Origin of the sequence: Brenneria goodwinii, assembly GCF_002291445.1 — a bacterium.
Classification (GTDB): Bacteria; Pseudomonadota; Gammaproteobacteria; order Enterobacterales; family Enterobacteriaceae; genus Brenneria; species Brenneria goodwinii.
Window position 1 is genome coordinate 681,662 of the sequence record NZ_CP014137.1, and the last position, 14,230, is coordinate 695,891.

The window sequence follows — 14,230 nt, forward strand, 5'->3', positions numbered from 1 at the left end:
ACTTATCGGGTTCCACAGTGACCCGTTCCGGCACTGCGTAAGCGTTCACGTGATCCAACGCATCCACTGTCTGCGGTTTTCCGCAGATGGAGAGGCGCTGACGCTTGTGAACGGCTCCCGCCCTCTCTATCTTCAGCTGTTATCGATTTGGAGTAAGAGATGTCCCTCAGTTTTTTTCGTGTGAATAATGACCGTCCGGCCCGCGACTTGCTGGTATTGACCAGTGCCGTTTTCCTTTCCTATTTGACCGTCGGTATGGCATTGCCGGTGATCCCGATGTATGTGCATAACGAGTTGGGGCTGAATAATACGATGGTCGGTATCGCCGTCGGCGTGCAGTTTTTAGCCACCGTTCTGACGCGGGGATACGCCGGGCGTTTAGCCGATCAGCACGGGGCGAAACGTTCGACGCAGCAGGGAATGTGCGCTTTTGCCCTGGCTGGCGTTACCTATCTGCTGGCGGCGTTTGTGCCGCTGCCGGTGATAGGAAAATTTGCTCTGCTGGTTATCGGACGTTTGATTCTTGGTTTCGGCGAAAGCCAAATGCTGACGGGGAATCTGATTTGGGGAATCGGGCTGGTCGGGCAACAGCGCTCGGGTAAGGTTATGTCGTGGAACGGCATGGCGATTTATGGCGCGTTGGCCGCGGGCGCGCCCCTGGGTCTGTGGTTGCATCAATCATGGGGATTTATGGCCTTGGGGGTTGTTTCATTGCTGCTGCCGCTGGTTTCCTTACTGCTTAACTGTCGCATCCGTGCGGTTAAGCCTTATGGCGGAGTTCGTCCTTCCCTATGGAAAGTGGTGGGGTTGATATGGCAACCCGGCGTGGCGCTGGCTTTACAAGGGGTCGGATTCGCCGTTATCGGCACGTTCGTTTCTCTCTATTTTGCCGTACAGCAGTGGGGGAATGCCGGGTTTGCGCTAACGGCCTTTGGCGTCGCTTTTGTGCTGATGCGTCTGCTGTTTGGCCATTTGCCGGACAAGATCGGCGGCGGAAAAGTCGCCATTTTCTCCCTGATGATTGAAGCCGCCGGGCTGGTGCTGCTCTGGCTGGCGCCATCTGCGGTATTGGCCCTGGCAGGCGCGGCATTCACCGGTTTTGGCTGTTCGCTGATATTTCCCGCATTGGGGGTGGAAGTGGTGAAACGCGTGCCTGAGTCGGTACGCGGTACGGCGCTGGGCGGGTATTCCGCCTTTCAGGATATTTCGTACGCCTTTACCGGCCCGTTAACCGGTGTTTTAGCCACCTCGCAGGGATACGCTTCCGTGTTTATTGCCGGTGCGGTTTGCGCCGTGCTGGGCATCGCCGTCACGCTGAATTTTTCCATTAACCAGCGCTTAGAAGAGAACCCACAGTAAAAATATCACTACGCAGACGCTGGCAATCACCACAAACATGGGTTTTTGAAATAGGGATTGCCAGTTAAGCGGCAGTGCGGCAATCAGTGGATTGAGCAGCGGCTGCGGGGCTGTCCAGTCGGTTTCCGGCGATCGCTGTATGCGTTGGCTGTACAGAAAAGTAAGCGCTTCGCTGAGTTGCATCGGCGTCATCAGGGCTGGCAGGCTGGCATTGAAACGGTTTTGCATATAGTCCGACATCATTTGCTGCTCTTGCGCATCAAGGGGATGTGGTAACACCGTCTGTAATAGCGAGAGATTCGACATCACGTGGTTAGACGGCGGCGCGAGCGCCGTTGCCGCGCCGGGCGCATTGGCGGTATTCGCCGCGTTGGCGGCGGGTTGACCCGGCGCTGAATCGTTAGCGGTAAATACTGTCGGTTGTGAAGGTGGCGTTTGCGTTTGATGTAATGACGCCTGCGCCTGCAGGAACTGAGTCAGTAACTGCAGATTTTTCGCCGGTATGGCATCGCCCGAATTTAGATTTTGCATCGTCATCAGCGTTGCCCAGATTTTTGCCGGTTGTTCTCCCGTCTGCGAGGCCAGCCGGGCGACCAACTGATTCAGGCTTTGTTGTTCGGCAGGCTGTAGGGGACGATCGAGAGGATTTGACGGCGATGGCTGTTGGACGGCCGTGGCGTTGGCGGTCGGTTGCGGCGATTGCCCGTTTTGTAAAAACGTAACGACCTGCTGCAACTGAGTTTTGTTCAGCGAACTCAAAACGGTATGACCGAACTGCTGACGGATAAAATCACTTACCGCCTGACGATTATTTCCGTCTGGCAGCATCGTGGTTAAACGCTGTATCAGCTGCTGCCGGCCGGCATTATCCTGATGTTGTACTTCGCTTAATCGTGTCTGCAGCAACTGTTCCGCAGGCTGATAGTGGCGTGACATCAGTTCGGCGCTTTCCGTCAATCCCAGCCCCTGTTTTACCCCGTTCCAGACTTCCGTCGTTTTTAACGTGCTGAGCGACACAATTTTAACGATCAGGTTCTCAAGCGTGGTGCGTTGCGCTAGCGTCAGCGGCCGATCGCCGCCGTCGGCGCCGGTGGGCGAGGTGGCCGGCGAAGTCGCGCCGATGGAACGCTCGCCCGGCAGTGGGGCGCCTGGACCGCTTACAGGTTGCATACCAATCATCCTCACTGCAGGCTGCTAATGGGAGGAATCATAGCAAGCTCTATGATCAACAGATAGCCCTGAAACCATTACGGAGGTTAACTTCCGCCAACCAATAGCGTTGGGCTTCCTCCGCATTCAGTGGCAAAATAACCCCCCTATTTTGGGCCGGGTAACAGATTATCGGGGAAGACAATGAAGATTCTGGTTGATGAAAACATGCCGTATGCACGCGAACTCTTTAGCCGACTGGGCGATGTTCAGGCCGTGCCGGGGCGTCCGCTGCCGCGTGAGGCGCTGAATGGCGCCGCCGCATTGATGGTTCGCTCAGTAACCAAAGTCAATGCCGAACTCTTGACCGGAACCTCTATTAAGTTCGTCGGCAGCGCCACCGCGGGCACCGATCATGTCGATCAGAACTGGTTGGCGGCCAACGATATTGGCTTTTCGGCGGCGCCGGGTTGCAATGCGATCGCCGTTGTCGAATACGTCTTTTCTTCCCTGCTGATGCTTGCCGAACGTGATGGATTCCAACTGCGCGATAAAACCGTCGGCATTGTCGGCGTCGGTAATGTCGGCGGCCGACTGAACGAACGCCTGAAAGCCTGGGGGGTAAAAACGCTACTGTGCGATCCGCCCAGAGCGGAACGGGGAGACGCTGAAGATTTCCTGCCGTTTGCAACGCTGGTGCGGGATGCCGATATCCTGACGCTGCATACGCCGTTATACCTTGACGGACCGTATAAGACGCACCATCTGGTTGATGCGTCGGTACTGAATGACTTTGCCGAAGGCCGTATCCTGATTAACGCCTGCCGAGGGCCGGTGGTGGATAACGCCGCCTTGCTGAATGTTTTGAATCAGGGGAAAAAATTCAGCGTAATTCTCGATGTCTGGGAGCCGGAACCGGCTTTGTCTACGGATTTGCTGGCGTTGGTCGATATCGGTACGTCGCATATCGCCGGGTATACGCTGGAAGGCAAAGCCCGCGGCACCACTCAGGTTTTTGAGGCCTGGAGTCGATTTATCGGTAATCCCCAGCAGGTGGCGCTGCCTTCCCTGTTGCCGAAACCGGAGGTCGCCGAAGTGATACTAACGTCGCAGTTGGATGAAGCGTTATTAAAGCGTCTGGCGCATCTGGTGTATGATGTGCGCCGGGACGATGCCCTGCTGCGTCATGCGGCGCATCAGGAAGGCGGATTTGATCGCCTGCGTAAAAATTATCAGGAACGACGCGAGTGGTCGTCACTCCATGTTGTCTGCGCCGACAGCGACAGCGCGGACTGTCTGAATAAGTTGGGGTTCAACGCCACGGTAGTGGTGAATCGTTAATCACTTTCTTCATCTTTGCTGTCATCCTCGCGCGGGTCAACATCAGGAATGGTTGTTAACGCCGCTGGCGTCGAACCCCAGGACGGGGCGCGCAATGCGGGGATCTGCTTTTGAAACAATATATTGGGGAGATTCCCGCCGGCGCGGGAATGACGATTTGGCAAGGAATATCAAAGAAAAATACTGGGTCACAGAATGGGCGATAGGCTTATCGCCCATGGATGTTTCATTCATAAGTTTGGGGAGAAAACCACATGTCTGACGGCTGGAATATTGCTCTGCTGGGCGCCACGGGGGCTGTGGGCTCGGCGTTGCTGGAGTTATTGCAGGAGCGTGAATTTCCGGTGGGTGAACTGTATCCGCTGGCCAGTGAACGTAGCGTGGGTGAAATCATCCGTTTTAACGGCAGATCCTGTCCGGTAGAAGATGCGGCGGATTTCGACTGGTCACAGGCCCAGTTGGCGTTTTTTGTCGCCGGTCAGGAAGCCAGCGAGCGTTATGCCGAAGAAGCGGGCAATGCCGGCTGTCTGGTGATCGACAGCAGCGGCCTGTTTGCGTTGGAGCCGGATGTTCCGCTGGTGGTGCCGGGGGTGAATGCCTATACGCTGGCGGATTATCGTAACCGCAATATCGTTGCGGTGGCGGATAGCCTGACCAGTCAACTGCTGAAGGCGATTAAACCGCTGACGGATGCGGCGGGTTTGTCCCGTCTGCATGTGACGAATATGCTGTCGGTTTCCGCGCGCGGTAAAGCGGCGGTGGATGACTTGGCCGGACAGAGCGCGAGTTTGCTGAACGGCATTCCGCCTGAAGCGGGGTTTTTCCCTAAACAGCTGGCGTTCAACCTGTTGCCGCTATTGCCGGATCATGAAGGCAGCGTGCGCGAAGAGCGTCGCCTGGTGGATCAGGTGCGGAAAGTCTTACAGGATGACGGGCTGCCGGTTTCCGTTACCTGCATTCAGTCGCCGGTTTTCTACGGCCATGCGCAAGTGGTTCACTTTGAATCGCTGCGTCCGATGTCCGCGGAGGAAGCCCGTGATGAACTGTTGCAGACCGATGATGTGCAAGTCAGCGACGAGCAAGACTACCCCACACAGGTTGAAGATGCTTCCGGCAATGTGCGATTAAGCATCGGCTGCCTGCGTAATGATTACGGCATTCCTGAACTCTTGCAGTTCTGGTCGGTGGCGGACAATGTCCGTTTCGGCGGCGCGCTGATGGCGGTGGAAACGGCAGAGCGTCTGGTGCAGGAGTATTTGGGGTAATGTCGGAATTGATTCAGGCGAAGGAGAATGCTTCGCTGAAAATTGCGTTGGGGATTGAGTATGACGGCAGCCGCTATTATGGCTGGCAGCGTCAGGCCGAGGTGGACAGCGTTCAGGCGTGTCTTGAAAAGGCATTAAGCAAAGTGGCCAATGAACCGATCGGCGTATTTTGCGCCGGCCGTACCGATGCCGGCGTACACGCGACAGGGCAGGTCGTCCATTTCAGCACGCAGGCGATACGCCAGGATGCGGCCTGGACGATGGGCGTTAACGCCAATCTCCCGTCCGATATCGCGGTGCGCTGGGTAAAAACGGTCGATGATGACTTTCATGCCCGCTTCAGCGCCACGGCGCGTCGTTATCGTTACGTCATCTATAATCATCGCTATCGCCCCGCGGTGCTTGCCAAGGGGGTCACGCATTTTTACCATCCGCTGGACGCCGAGCGGATGGAGCGTGCCGGTCAATGTCTGCTGGGAGAGAACGACTTTACCTCATTTCGCGCCGTACAGTGTCAGTCCCGCAGTCCCTGGCGCAATGTAAATCATTTAAAGGTTACGCGTCATGGCGCTTATATCGTGGTAGATATCAAGGCCAATGCCTTTGTGCACCACATGGTCCGCAATATTGTCGGTAGCCTGATGGAAGTCGGGTGCGGTAATCGGCCGGAGGCGTGGATCGCGGAGCTGTTGGCGGCAAAAGATCGCACGTTGGCGGCAGCGACGGCCAGGGCCGAAGGGCTGTATCTGGTCGCGGTGGATTACCCCGCGCGTTTCGCGTTGCCTCAACCGGCGATGGGACCGCTATTTTTACATGATTAGCTTTTAAGTGACGCGTTTCCGACCGTCAGAACAGGCGGCCGGGAATAGAGAAGCGACATCAAGAGAGATGTTTTTAATGGAATTTATACATTTTATTATTGATTTTATCCTCCATATCGACGTTCATCTGGCGGAACTGGTGGCGGAATATGGTGTCTGGATTTATGCCATTTTGTTTTTGATTTTATTCTGTGAAACCGGGCTGGTGGTCACGCCGTTTTTACCGGGCGATTCGTTGCTGTTTGTCGCGGGCGCGTTGGCCGCATTGCCGTCTAACGCGCTGGACGTCCACCTGATGGTTTTCCTGATGGCGGTTGCCGCGATCCTGGGCGATGCGGTGAATTACACCATCGGTCGCCTGTTTGGCGAAAAGCTGTTCAGCAATGCGGATTCAAAAATTTTCCGCCGTAGTTATCTGGATAAAACGCATCAGTTTTATGCCCGTCATGGCGGTAAAACAATAATTCTGGCGCGCTTTGTCCCTATTGTGAGAACATTCGCGCCGTTTGTCGCCGGTATGGGGCATATGAGTTACCGGCATTTCGCCGCGTATAATGTCGCCGGCGCGTTGCTGTGGGTACTGTTGTTTACCTATGCGGGTTACCTGTTTGGTGATTTGCCCGTGGTGCAGGAAAACCTGAAATTGCTGATTGTCGCGATTATCGTCGTCTCTATTCTGCCCGGAGTGATTGAAATCATCAGGCATAAAAGAGCGGCGGCGCGTGGCAATGTAAAGTAAATGAAATAAACTTTAACATCCGGTTTTACCAGTTTTTTATCCACAGTACCGGAACGTTATGGTTTAATGGGCAGCATTTATGGTCTGTTCCTGGAACAATCCCTGGCGCCAATGCCTGGTATCGCCATCAGGGCGAGTCTCCGGCGTTTTTTAGTTGGTTGTGTTGTCAGGGGATAGTTAACGTGAACAGCGGACTGGCGTTTGCCAGGTTCAAGCAGAAAGGTTATCAATGAGCTGGATTGAACGAATTCTTAACAAAAGCAATATCACGCCGACCCGTAAAGCGAATATTCCTGAAGGCGTTTGGACTAAATGTGATAGTTGCGGCCAGGTGCTTTATCGCGCAGAGCTGGAGCGTAATCTGGAAGTTTGCCCTAAGTGCGATCACCACATGCGTCTCTCCGCGCGCGCTCGTCTACAATCTTTCCTGGATAAAGAAGGGACGGTAGAGTTAGGCAGCGAACTGGAGCCGAAAGATATCCTGAAATTCCGGGATTCTAAAAAATACAAAGATCGTTTGGTTGCCGCGCAAAAGCAATCTAACGAAAAAGATGCGCTGATTGTGATGAAAGGCACGCTATACGGTATGCCAATCGTTGCGGCTTCGTTTGAGTTTGCCTTTATGGGCGGTTCTATGGCGTCGGTCGTCGGGGCGCGTTTCGTTCGCGCCGTCGAGCAGGCGATTGAAGATGGCTGCCCGCTGGTCTGTTTCTCCGCCAGCGGCGGCGCCCGGATGCAGGAAGCGCTGATGTCGTTGATGCAAATGGCGAAAACCAGCGCGGCGTTGGCAAAAATGCGCGAGCGCGGTTTGCCCTACATCTCTGTATTGACCGACCCGACTATGGGCGGCGTATCCGCCAGTCTGGCGATGCTGGGCGATCTGAACATCGCCGAGCCTAAGGCGCTGATTGGTTTTGCCGGACCGCGAGTGATTGAACAGACCGTGCGTGAAAAATTGCCGCCGGGCTTTCAGCGCAGCGAATTCCTGATCGAAAAAGGCGCTATCGACATGATCGTTCGCCGCCCGGAAATGCGTTATAAACTGGCGAAGATCCTTGCCAAGTTGACCAACTATCCGGAACCGAGTAATGAAGTGGTGGAGCCTCATCATGATGAGACGCCTGAATCTCAGGATGACGCATAGTTGAACTAATGAACGGGAAGCATGAATGCCGCATTGAGCAAAATTTGTGCTTCCCGTATAAAATGAACCGTAAGCCAGTGAACGGGACTCATGGATAATCTTCAAAAACCCCAAGCCACGTCGCCTTTGGTCACGTGGCTTCATTATCTTGAGCATCTGCACGGCCAGGCCATCGATTTGGGACTGGCGCGCGTAAAGCAGGTCGCCGAGAATCTTCAATTGTTACGGCCCGCCAATGTGGTCTTTACCGTCGCAGGCACCAATGGCAAGGGCACAACCTGCTGCACGCTGGAATCCATACTGTTGGTCGCCGGATTGCGGGTCGGCGTATACAGCTCTCCGCACTTGCTGCGTTATACCGAGCGGGTAAGAATCCAGGGGAAAGAATTACCTGAGGCGATGCACTGTCAGGCATTTGCCGATATCGAAGCCGGAAGAGGGGAGGTTTCACTGACCTATTTCGAGTTCGGCACCCTGGCGGCGTTGCAGATGTTCAAACAGGCCGAGCTGGATGTGGTTATTCTGGAGGTTGGTTTAGGCGGACGTCTTGATGCGACCAATATCATCGATGCGGATGTTGCGGCGGTAACCAGCATCGCACTGGATCACACCGACTGGTTGGGAAACGACAGAGAAAGCATTGGCAGAGAAAAAGCGGGCATATTCCGGCGGGGTAAACCCGCGGTGGTCGGCGAACCCGATATGCCGATATCTATTGCCGACGTTGCCGGCGAAAAAGGCGCCGTGTTGTTACGGCGCGGTCGGGACTGGGACTTTTCCATTCAGCACGACGGATGGAGCTGGCAGAATAAGCAACGCGAATTGTCAGACTTGCCGATGCCGAATGTGCCGTTAGCCAATGCGGCGACGGCATTGACCGCGTTGAATTATTCCCCCTTGAATGTGAATGATCAGGCGATTCGTCAGGGATTGCGTCTGGCGTCGTTGCCCGGCCGTTTTCAAATCGTCGGCGAGAACCCGCTGTTGATTCTGGATGTCGCCCATAACCCTCACGCCGCCGCTTATCTGGCGAGCCGATTGGCGGCGCTGCCGAAAAACGGGAAAGTGCGCGCCGTGGTGGGAATGCTGTCGGATAAAGACATCGGCGGCACGTTGAACCATTTAAAACCATTGGTTGATAAGTGGTACTGCGCCCCGCTGGAGGGGCCGCGCGGGGCGACAGCGGAGCAGTTGGCCGAACACCTGGATCATTGCCGGCAATTCACTGACGTAGCCGACGCCTGGCGCCAGGCGATGGCCGCGTCGGCAAAACAGGATATCGTCATTGTCTGTGGATCTTTTCATACGGTAGCGCATGTCATGGAAGCGCTGGATGAGGGGAATGCGTATGGCGAGTAAATTTCAGAATCGGTTAGTGGGAACGATCATTCTGGTTGCGCTGGGGGTCATTGTGCTGCCCGGCCTGTTGGACGGTAAGAAAAAACACTATGAAGACGAGTTTGCGGCAATCCCGCTGGTTCCTACGCAGGATGAAAGCAACGAAATGGATTCGCTGCCCGCGCTGAATCAATCTTTGCCCAGCCAGCCGCCGGAAGGCGCCGAAGCGGCAATGAAAGATAATGCCGCCGAATCCGATGCGGAAAATAGCGATGCAGGCGCTAAAGCGGAACGTTCCGCTCCCGCAACCAATGCGCCAGCGGTGACGCCGCCGCCCGTTGCCGTCGAGCGGCCGGTGCAAAAACCGGTTGAAGTCAAACCGCAGCCGAAACCGGAAGTTAAGCCCAAACCCGAACCTAAGCCGGAGCCGAAACCTGAGCCGAAACCGGAAACCAAACCGGCGGAACAGGCTCCTGTCGGACAGGCCTTCGTGGTGCAACTCGGCGCGCTGAAAAATGCGGATAAGGTTAATGAGATCGTCGCCAAGCTGCGTCTTTCCGGCTACCGGGCGTATACCGTCCCCACGACGCCGGTTCAGGGACAGATTACCCGCATTTATGTCGGGCCGGATGCGTCGAGGCAGAAACTACAGGCCTCGCTGGCGGAACTTCACCAGATCAGCGGGCTAAACGGCCAGGTTAGATCGTATAGCGCGCGTTAGGGGATTAACGCATCGGCGGGCTATTTTTGTTTGGTTCTCTATTAATAAAATCGGCGGAAATACGCTACGCAAACGTTTTCTTTTTCTGTTAGAATGCGCCGCGAACAGGATGACGTGGCGACCTGACGGTTGGCATCGTTCATTGATTAGGATGACTCATGATTTGGGTTGATTACGTCATTATTGGCATCATCGGATTTTCGGCGCTGGTTAGCCTTATCCGGGGGTTTGTACGTGAAGCGTTGTCGCTGGTAACCTGGGGATGTGCGTTTTTTATCGCCAGTCACTACTATGTTTACCTCGCTGTGTACTTCACCCGTTTTGATGACGAACTGGTACGTAACGGTATTGCTATTGCCATTCTGTTTATTGCGACATTGATTGTGGGTGCTATCGTCAACTATGTGATCGGTTCATTAGTTGAACGCACCGGGCTTTCAGGCACCGACCGCGTATTAGGCGTTTGTTTCGGTGCGCTGCGCGGTGTGCTGATTGTTTCTGCACTGCTATTCTTTCTGGATACCTTCACCGGTTTTTCACAGAGTGCTGACTGGAAGCAGTCCCAGTTAATACCGCAGTTCAGTTACATTATCAGGTGGTTTTTTGACTACCTGCAAAGCACGTCAAGTTTCTTGCCGCAGCATCTATAGCTGCGGTAGCGCTGATGAGGAAAAGACACCATGTGCGGTATTGTCGGTATCGCCGGTTTTACACCGGTCAACCAGTCGATTTATGACGCGTTAACGGTGTTGCAACACCGTGGGCAGGATGCCGCAGGCATCATCACCATTGATGCCTTAAACTGTTTTCGCCTGCGCAAGGCCAACGGCCTGGTGAAAGATGTGTTTGAAGCACGGCACATGCAACGTTTACAAGGCAACATGGGCATTGGCCATGTGCGTTATCCCACTGCGGGCAGTTCCAGCGCTTCGGAAGCGCAGCCTTTCTATGTTAACTCACCGTTCGGCATCACGCTGGCGCATAACGGTAACCTGACCAACGCGCACGAACTGCGTAAAAAGCTGTTCGAGCAAGAGCGTCGTCATGTTAATACCACGTCGGATTCTGAAATTTTATTGAATATTTTCGCCAGAGAACTGGATCGTTTTCAGCACTATCCGCTGGAAGCCGATAACATTTTTGCGGCGGTTGCTGCGACACACCAGCAAATTCGCGGGGCTTATGCCTGTGTCAGTATGATTATCGGTCACGGGATGGTGGCTTTCCGCGATCCGAACGGTATTCGTCCTCTGGTTATCGGTAAACGCGATCTGGAAGATGGCCGCAGCGAATATATGGTGGCGTCGGAAAGCGTCGCGCTGGATACGCTGGGCTTTGAATTCCTGCGTGATGTGGCGCCGGGAGAAGCGATTTACATCACTGAGAAAGGGCAATTGTTCACCTGTCAGTGTGCCGAGAATCCGAAAAGCAATCCGTGCCTGTTCGAATATGTTTACTTCGCGCGCCCGGACTCTTTCATCGATAAAATTTCGGTGTACAGCGCACGCGTGCGGATGGGGCAGAAATTGGGTGAGAAGATCGCCCGCCAGTGGGAAGATCTCGACATTGATGTGGTGATCCCCATTCCTGAAACGTCCTGTGATATCGCGCTGGAAATCGCGCGCATTATTAACAGGCCATATCGCCAGGGCTTTGTGAAGAACCGCTACGTAGGCCGTACCTTTATCATGCCGGGCCAGCAGGCTCGCCGCAAATCGGTACGCCGCAAGCTGAATGCTAACCGCGCCGAGTTCCGAGATAAAAACGTTCTGCTGGTCGATGACTCCATCGTCCGCGGTACGACCTCAGAGCAGATTGTGGAGATGGCGCGCGAAGCGGGAGCCAAGCGTGTCTATCTGGCCTCGGCCGCGCCGGAAATCCGCTTCCCCAACGTTTATGGCATTGATATGCCAAGCGCCAATGAACTGATTGCCCACGGCCGCGAAGTGGAAGAGATCCGGCAGCTTATTGGCGCAGACGCGCTAATCTTCCAGGATCTTGACGATCTGATCGCCGCCGCGCGTGAAGATAACCCGGATATCACTCAGTTTGAATGTTCGGTATTCAACGGGGTGTATGTGACCAAAGACGTCGACCAGAGCTATCTGGACTATCTGGAAGTCCTGCGTAATGACGATGCGAAAGCGTTGCGTAGCCAGAGCGAAGTGGAAGATCTGGAGTTGCACAACGAAGGTTAAGTCAAAGCCTTTTCGCGGTGTCACTAAAAGGGGAGTGCGCTTGGGCGCGCTCCCCTTTCTGTCATTGAGTCATCTTCACGAAGGCGGGACTCTGCTTTTTGTGATGATGCTATATCATTGGGTAGATTCCTGCTTTCGCAGAAATGACGAATGTCGATATGATGAAAGGGACTTACACATTGTCGGCCGGAGGCAGTATTGATGAAGCGACTTATTATAGGTATTTCCGGCGCCAGCGGGGTGATTTATGGCGTTCGCCTGCTGCAGGTTCTACAGGCGGTTGACGGTATAGAAGCGCACTTGATTATGAGTCAGGCGGCCCGGCAGACGCTGTCTTTGGAAACGGATTTCAGCCTGCGCGATGTCCAGGCGCTGGCCGATGTGGTGCATGATACGCGTGATATTGCCGCCAGTATCTCTTCCGGTTCATTTAAAACCGCCGGCATGGTGATTCTGCCCTGCTCAATAAAAACCCTGTCGGCGATTGCCCACAGCTACAGCGACAACCTGCTGGCGCGCGCCGCCGATGTCGTGCTGAAAGAGCGCAGGCGACTGGTGCTCTGTGTGCGTGAAACGCCGCTGCATCTGGGGCATCTGCGAATAATGACCGCGGCTGCGGAGCTAGGCGCGATTATCATGCCGCCAGTGCCCGCTTTTTATCATCGCCCGCAAAGTGTGCAGGATATCGTCGATCAGACGGTGAACCGGGTTCTCGATCAGTTTGATATTACGCTGTCGGAAGATCTTTTCACTCGCTGGCAAGGCGCGTGAACGTTGCATGTTTTTTGCGCATTAGTTTTTAGCGCGCCAAGCTGTCAGATGCATCGCCCCATTTTGGGGCTTTTTTATGGTGATGCACTACATTGTTGCGTCGTCGCCCCTTTATGGTGCTAATGAGATCCGTGCTTATTATTTTATGGCTTGTCTTTTTCTATTGAGAATCGGTTCCTGCCATTCCTTATGAGAAGTTAAGTCTAAAAATTATTGTTAATCATTGGATTAGGTGATTTTTAGCGTTATCCCCATTATGCCATTTTGTTAATGCGAATTTCTTATTATGGCATGAAAACTGCAGGGCTCCTGAGTGGAAGAGCAGAGTAATTAATCACGTTAGCTGTTTTTAAAGCAATAAATCATCCAGATGTCGACAAATAATTTTTGACCTTCAATCACTCATTGGAAAGGTAGCAATATGAAAAAACTGATAAAAGTTTTGCCGCTGGCATTAATTTTGGCCGCAGGAAGCGCGATGGCTGACATTCCCAAGAACCTTAAATTGGGTACCGATCCCACTTACGCGCCGTTTGAATCTAAAAATGCCAGTGGTGAATTGATTGGGTTTGATATCGATCTGGCGAAAGAACTGTGCAAACGTATCGAGACTCACTGCACTTTTGTCGAAAGTGACTTTGATGCGTTAATCCCGTCCCTGAAGGCTAAAAAAATCGATGCCATTATCTCTTCGCTCTCCATCACGGAAAAGCGTCAGCAGGAGATCGCCTTTACCGACAAACTTTACGCCGCTAATGCGCGACTGATCGCCAAAAAAGGCAGCAGCATCCAACCGACGCTGGAATCTCTGGCCGGTAAACGCGTCGGCGTATTGCAGGGCACCACCCAGGAGTCCTACGCCAATGCGAACTGGCAGCCGAAAGGGGTGGATATCGTCGCTTATCAAAACCAGGATCTGGTCTATGACGATTTGACCGCTGGCCGTATCGACGCGGCGTTCCAGGATGAAGTGGCGGCTAGCGAAGGCTTTTTGAAGTTGAATGTGGGCAAAGATTATGAATTCGCCGGGCCGGCGGTGAAAGACGACAAATATTTTGGCGTCGGTACCGGTATAGGGTTACGCAAAGAAGACTCAGAATTGAAAGCCGCGCTGGATAAGGCATTTGCAGAAATGCGCGCAGATGGCACCTACGATACTTTTGCGAAGAAATATTTCGATTTTGACGTCTACGGCGGTTAATTAAATAGTTAAGGTTGGCAATGGGGTGTCGCTGCTGCTTTCATCCCGTTTCCTTGCTTTTGTCCCGGCGTTCAAAGATAGCGAAAATGTTTTTGAACGCTGCTTGCGGCAACACATGGAAGATACGGTCAAAGAATCATATTTCGTTATCAACCCCTGGTTTACCTTAAACGGAAATAAGCA

13 protein-coding genes are annotated in these 14,230 nt (G+C 53.8%); 12 read left to right on the forward strand and 1 reads right to left on the reverse strand.

The genetic code is table 11. The features are described from left to right. The first annotated feature begins 159 nt into the window (after nucleotides 1–159). On the forward strand, nucleotides 160–1,359 hold the full coding sequence (locus tag ACN28R_RS03070; RefSeq protein WP_095833552.1) for an MFS transporter: 1,200 nt from the start codon (nucleotides 160–162) through the stop codon (nucleotides 1,357–1,359). Here the strand turns inward: ACN28R_RS03070 and flk are convergent. Then, nucleotides 1,339–2,529: a flagella biosynthesis regulator Flk gene (gene flk, locus ACN28R_RS03075; RefSeq protein WP_095833553.1), complete on the reverse strand. Its 1,191-nt coding sequence runs from the start codon at nucleotides 2,527–2,529 to the stop codon at nucleotides 1,339–1,341. The two genes, ACN28R_RS03070 and flk, sit on opposite strands and share 21 nt — an antisense overlap. A gap of 183 nt (nucleotides 2,530–2,712) precedes the next feature. Here flk and pdxB point away from each other — a divergent pair, with 183 nt between their 5' ends. The 11 genes from pdxB (at nucleotide 2,713) to hisJ (ending at nucleotide 14,047) form a co-directional block, all read left to right on the forward strand. After that, nucleotides 2,713–3,849: a 4-phosphoerythronate dehydrogenase PdxB gene (pdxB, locus tag ACN28R_RS03080; protein ID WP_095833554.1), complete on the forward strand. Its 1,137-nt coding sequence runs from the start codon at nucleotides 2,713–2,715 to the stop codon at nucleotides 3,847–3,849. A gap of 254 nt (nucleotides 3,850–4,103) precedes the next feature. Beyond that, nucleotides 4,104–5,114 (forward strand): aspartate-semialdehyde dehydrogenase, encoded by a 1,011-nt coding sequence (locus ACN28R_RS03085; RefSeq protein ID WP_048638074.1) that lies wholly within the window; start codon nucleotides 4,104–4,106, stop codon nucleotides 5,112–5,114. Next, nucleotides 5,114–5,935: a tRNA pseudouridine(38-40) synthase TruA gene (truA, locus tag ACN28R_RS03090; protein WP_048638075.1), complete on the forward strand. Its 822-nt coding sequence runs from the start codon at nucleotides 5,114–5,116 to the stop codon at nucleotides 5,933–5,935. The genes ACN28R_RS03085 and truA overlap by 1 nt, the downstream gene beginning before the upstream one ends. Nucleotides 5,936–6,011: 76 nt before the next feature. Further along, on the forward strand, nucleotides 6,012–6,674 hold the full coding sequence (locus ACN28R_RS03095; protein ID WP_095835710.1) for a DedA family protein: 663 nt from the start codon (nucleotides 6,012–6,014) through the stop codon (nucleotides 6,672–6,674). A gap of 229 nt (nucleotides 6,675–6,903) precedes the next feature. Next, complete coding sequence (gene accD, locus ACN28R_RS03100) at nucleotides 6,904–7,818, forward strand: acetyl-CoA carboxylase, carboxyltransferase subunit beta (protein WP_048638076.1); 915 nt, start codon at nucleotides 6,904–6,906, stop codon at nucleotides 7,816–7,818. A gap of 90 nt (nucleotides 7,819–7,908) precedes the next feature. After that, nucleotides 7,909–9,177: a bifunctional tetrahydrofolate synthase/dihydrofolate synthase gene (gene folC, locus ACN28R_RS03105; RefSeq protein ID WP_095833555.1), complete on the forward strand. Its 1,269-nt coding sequence runs from the start codon at nucleotides 7,909–7,911 to the stop codon at nucleotides 9,175–9,177. Beyond that, nucleotides 9,167–9,877 carry a cell division protein DedD gene (gene dedD / locus ACN28R_RS03110; RefSeq protein WP_095833556.1) on the forward strand — a complete coding sequence of 237 codons (711 nt, stop codon included), beginning with the start codon at nucleotides 9,167–9,169 and terminating at the stop codon, nucleotides 9,875–9,877. The genes folC and dedD overlap by 11 nt, the downstream gene beginning before the upstream one ends. Nucleotides 9,878–10,035: 158 nt before the next feature. After that, nucleotides 10,036–10,527 (forward strand): colicin V production protein, encoded by a 492-nt coding sequence (gene cvpA, locus ACN28R_RS03115; RefSeq protein WP_048638078.1) that lies wholly within the window; start codon nucleotides 10,036–10,038, stop codon nucleotides 10,525–10,527. 30 nt (nucleotides 10,528–10,557) lie between these two features. After that, the gene (purF, locus tag ACN28R_RS03120; RefSeq protein WP_048638079.1) at nucleotides 10,558–12,075 is read left to right on the forward strand and encodes an amidophosphoribosyltransferase; all 1,518 of its coding nucleotides are present in this window, start codon (nucleotides 10,558–10,560) and stop codon (nucleotides 12,073–12,075) included. 201 nt (nucleotides 12,076–12,276) lie between these two features. Then, nucleotides 12,277–12,846, forward strand: a complete 570-nt coding sequence (locus tag ACN28R_RS03125; protein WP_048638080.1) for a UbiX family flavin prenyltransferase — start codon at nucleotides 12,277–12,279, stop codon at nucleotides 12,844–12,846. Between the two features lie 421 nt (nucleotides 12,847–13,267). Next, the gene (gene hisJ, locus ACN28R_RS03130; RefSeq protein WP_048638081.1) at nucleotides 13,268–14,047 is read left to right on the forward strand and encodes a histidine ABC transporter substrate-binding protein HisJ; all 780 of its coding nucleotides are present in this window, start codon (nucleotides 13,268–13,270) and stop codon (nucleotides 14,045–14,047) included. Nucleotides 14,048–14,230 lie beyond the last annotated feature (183 nt).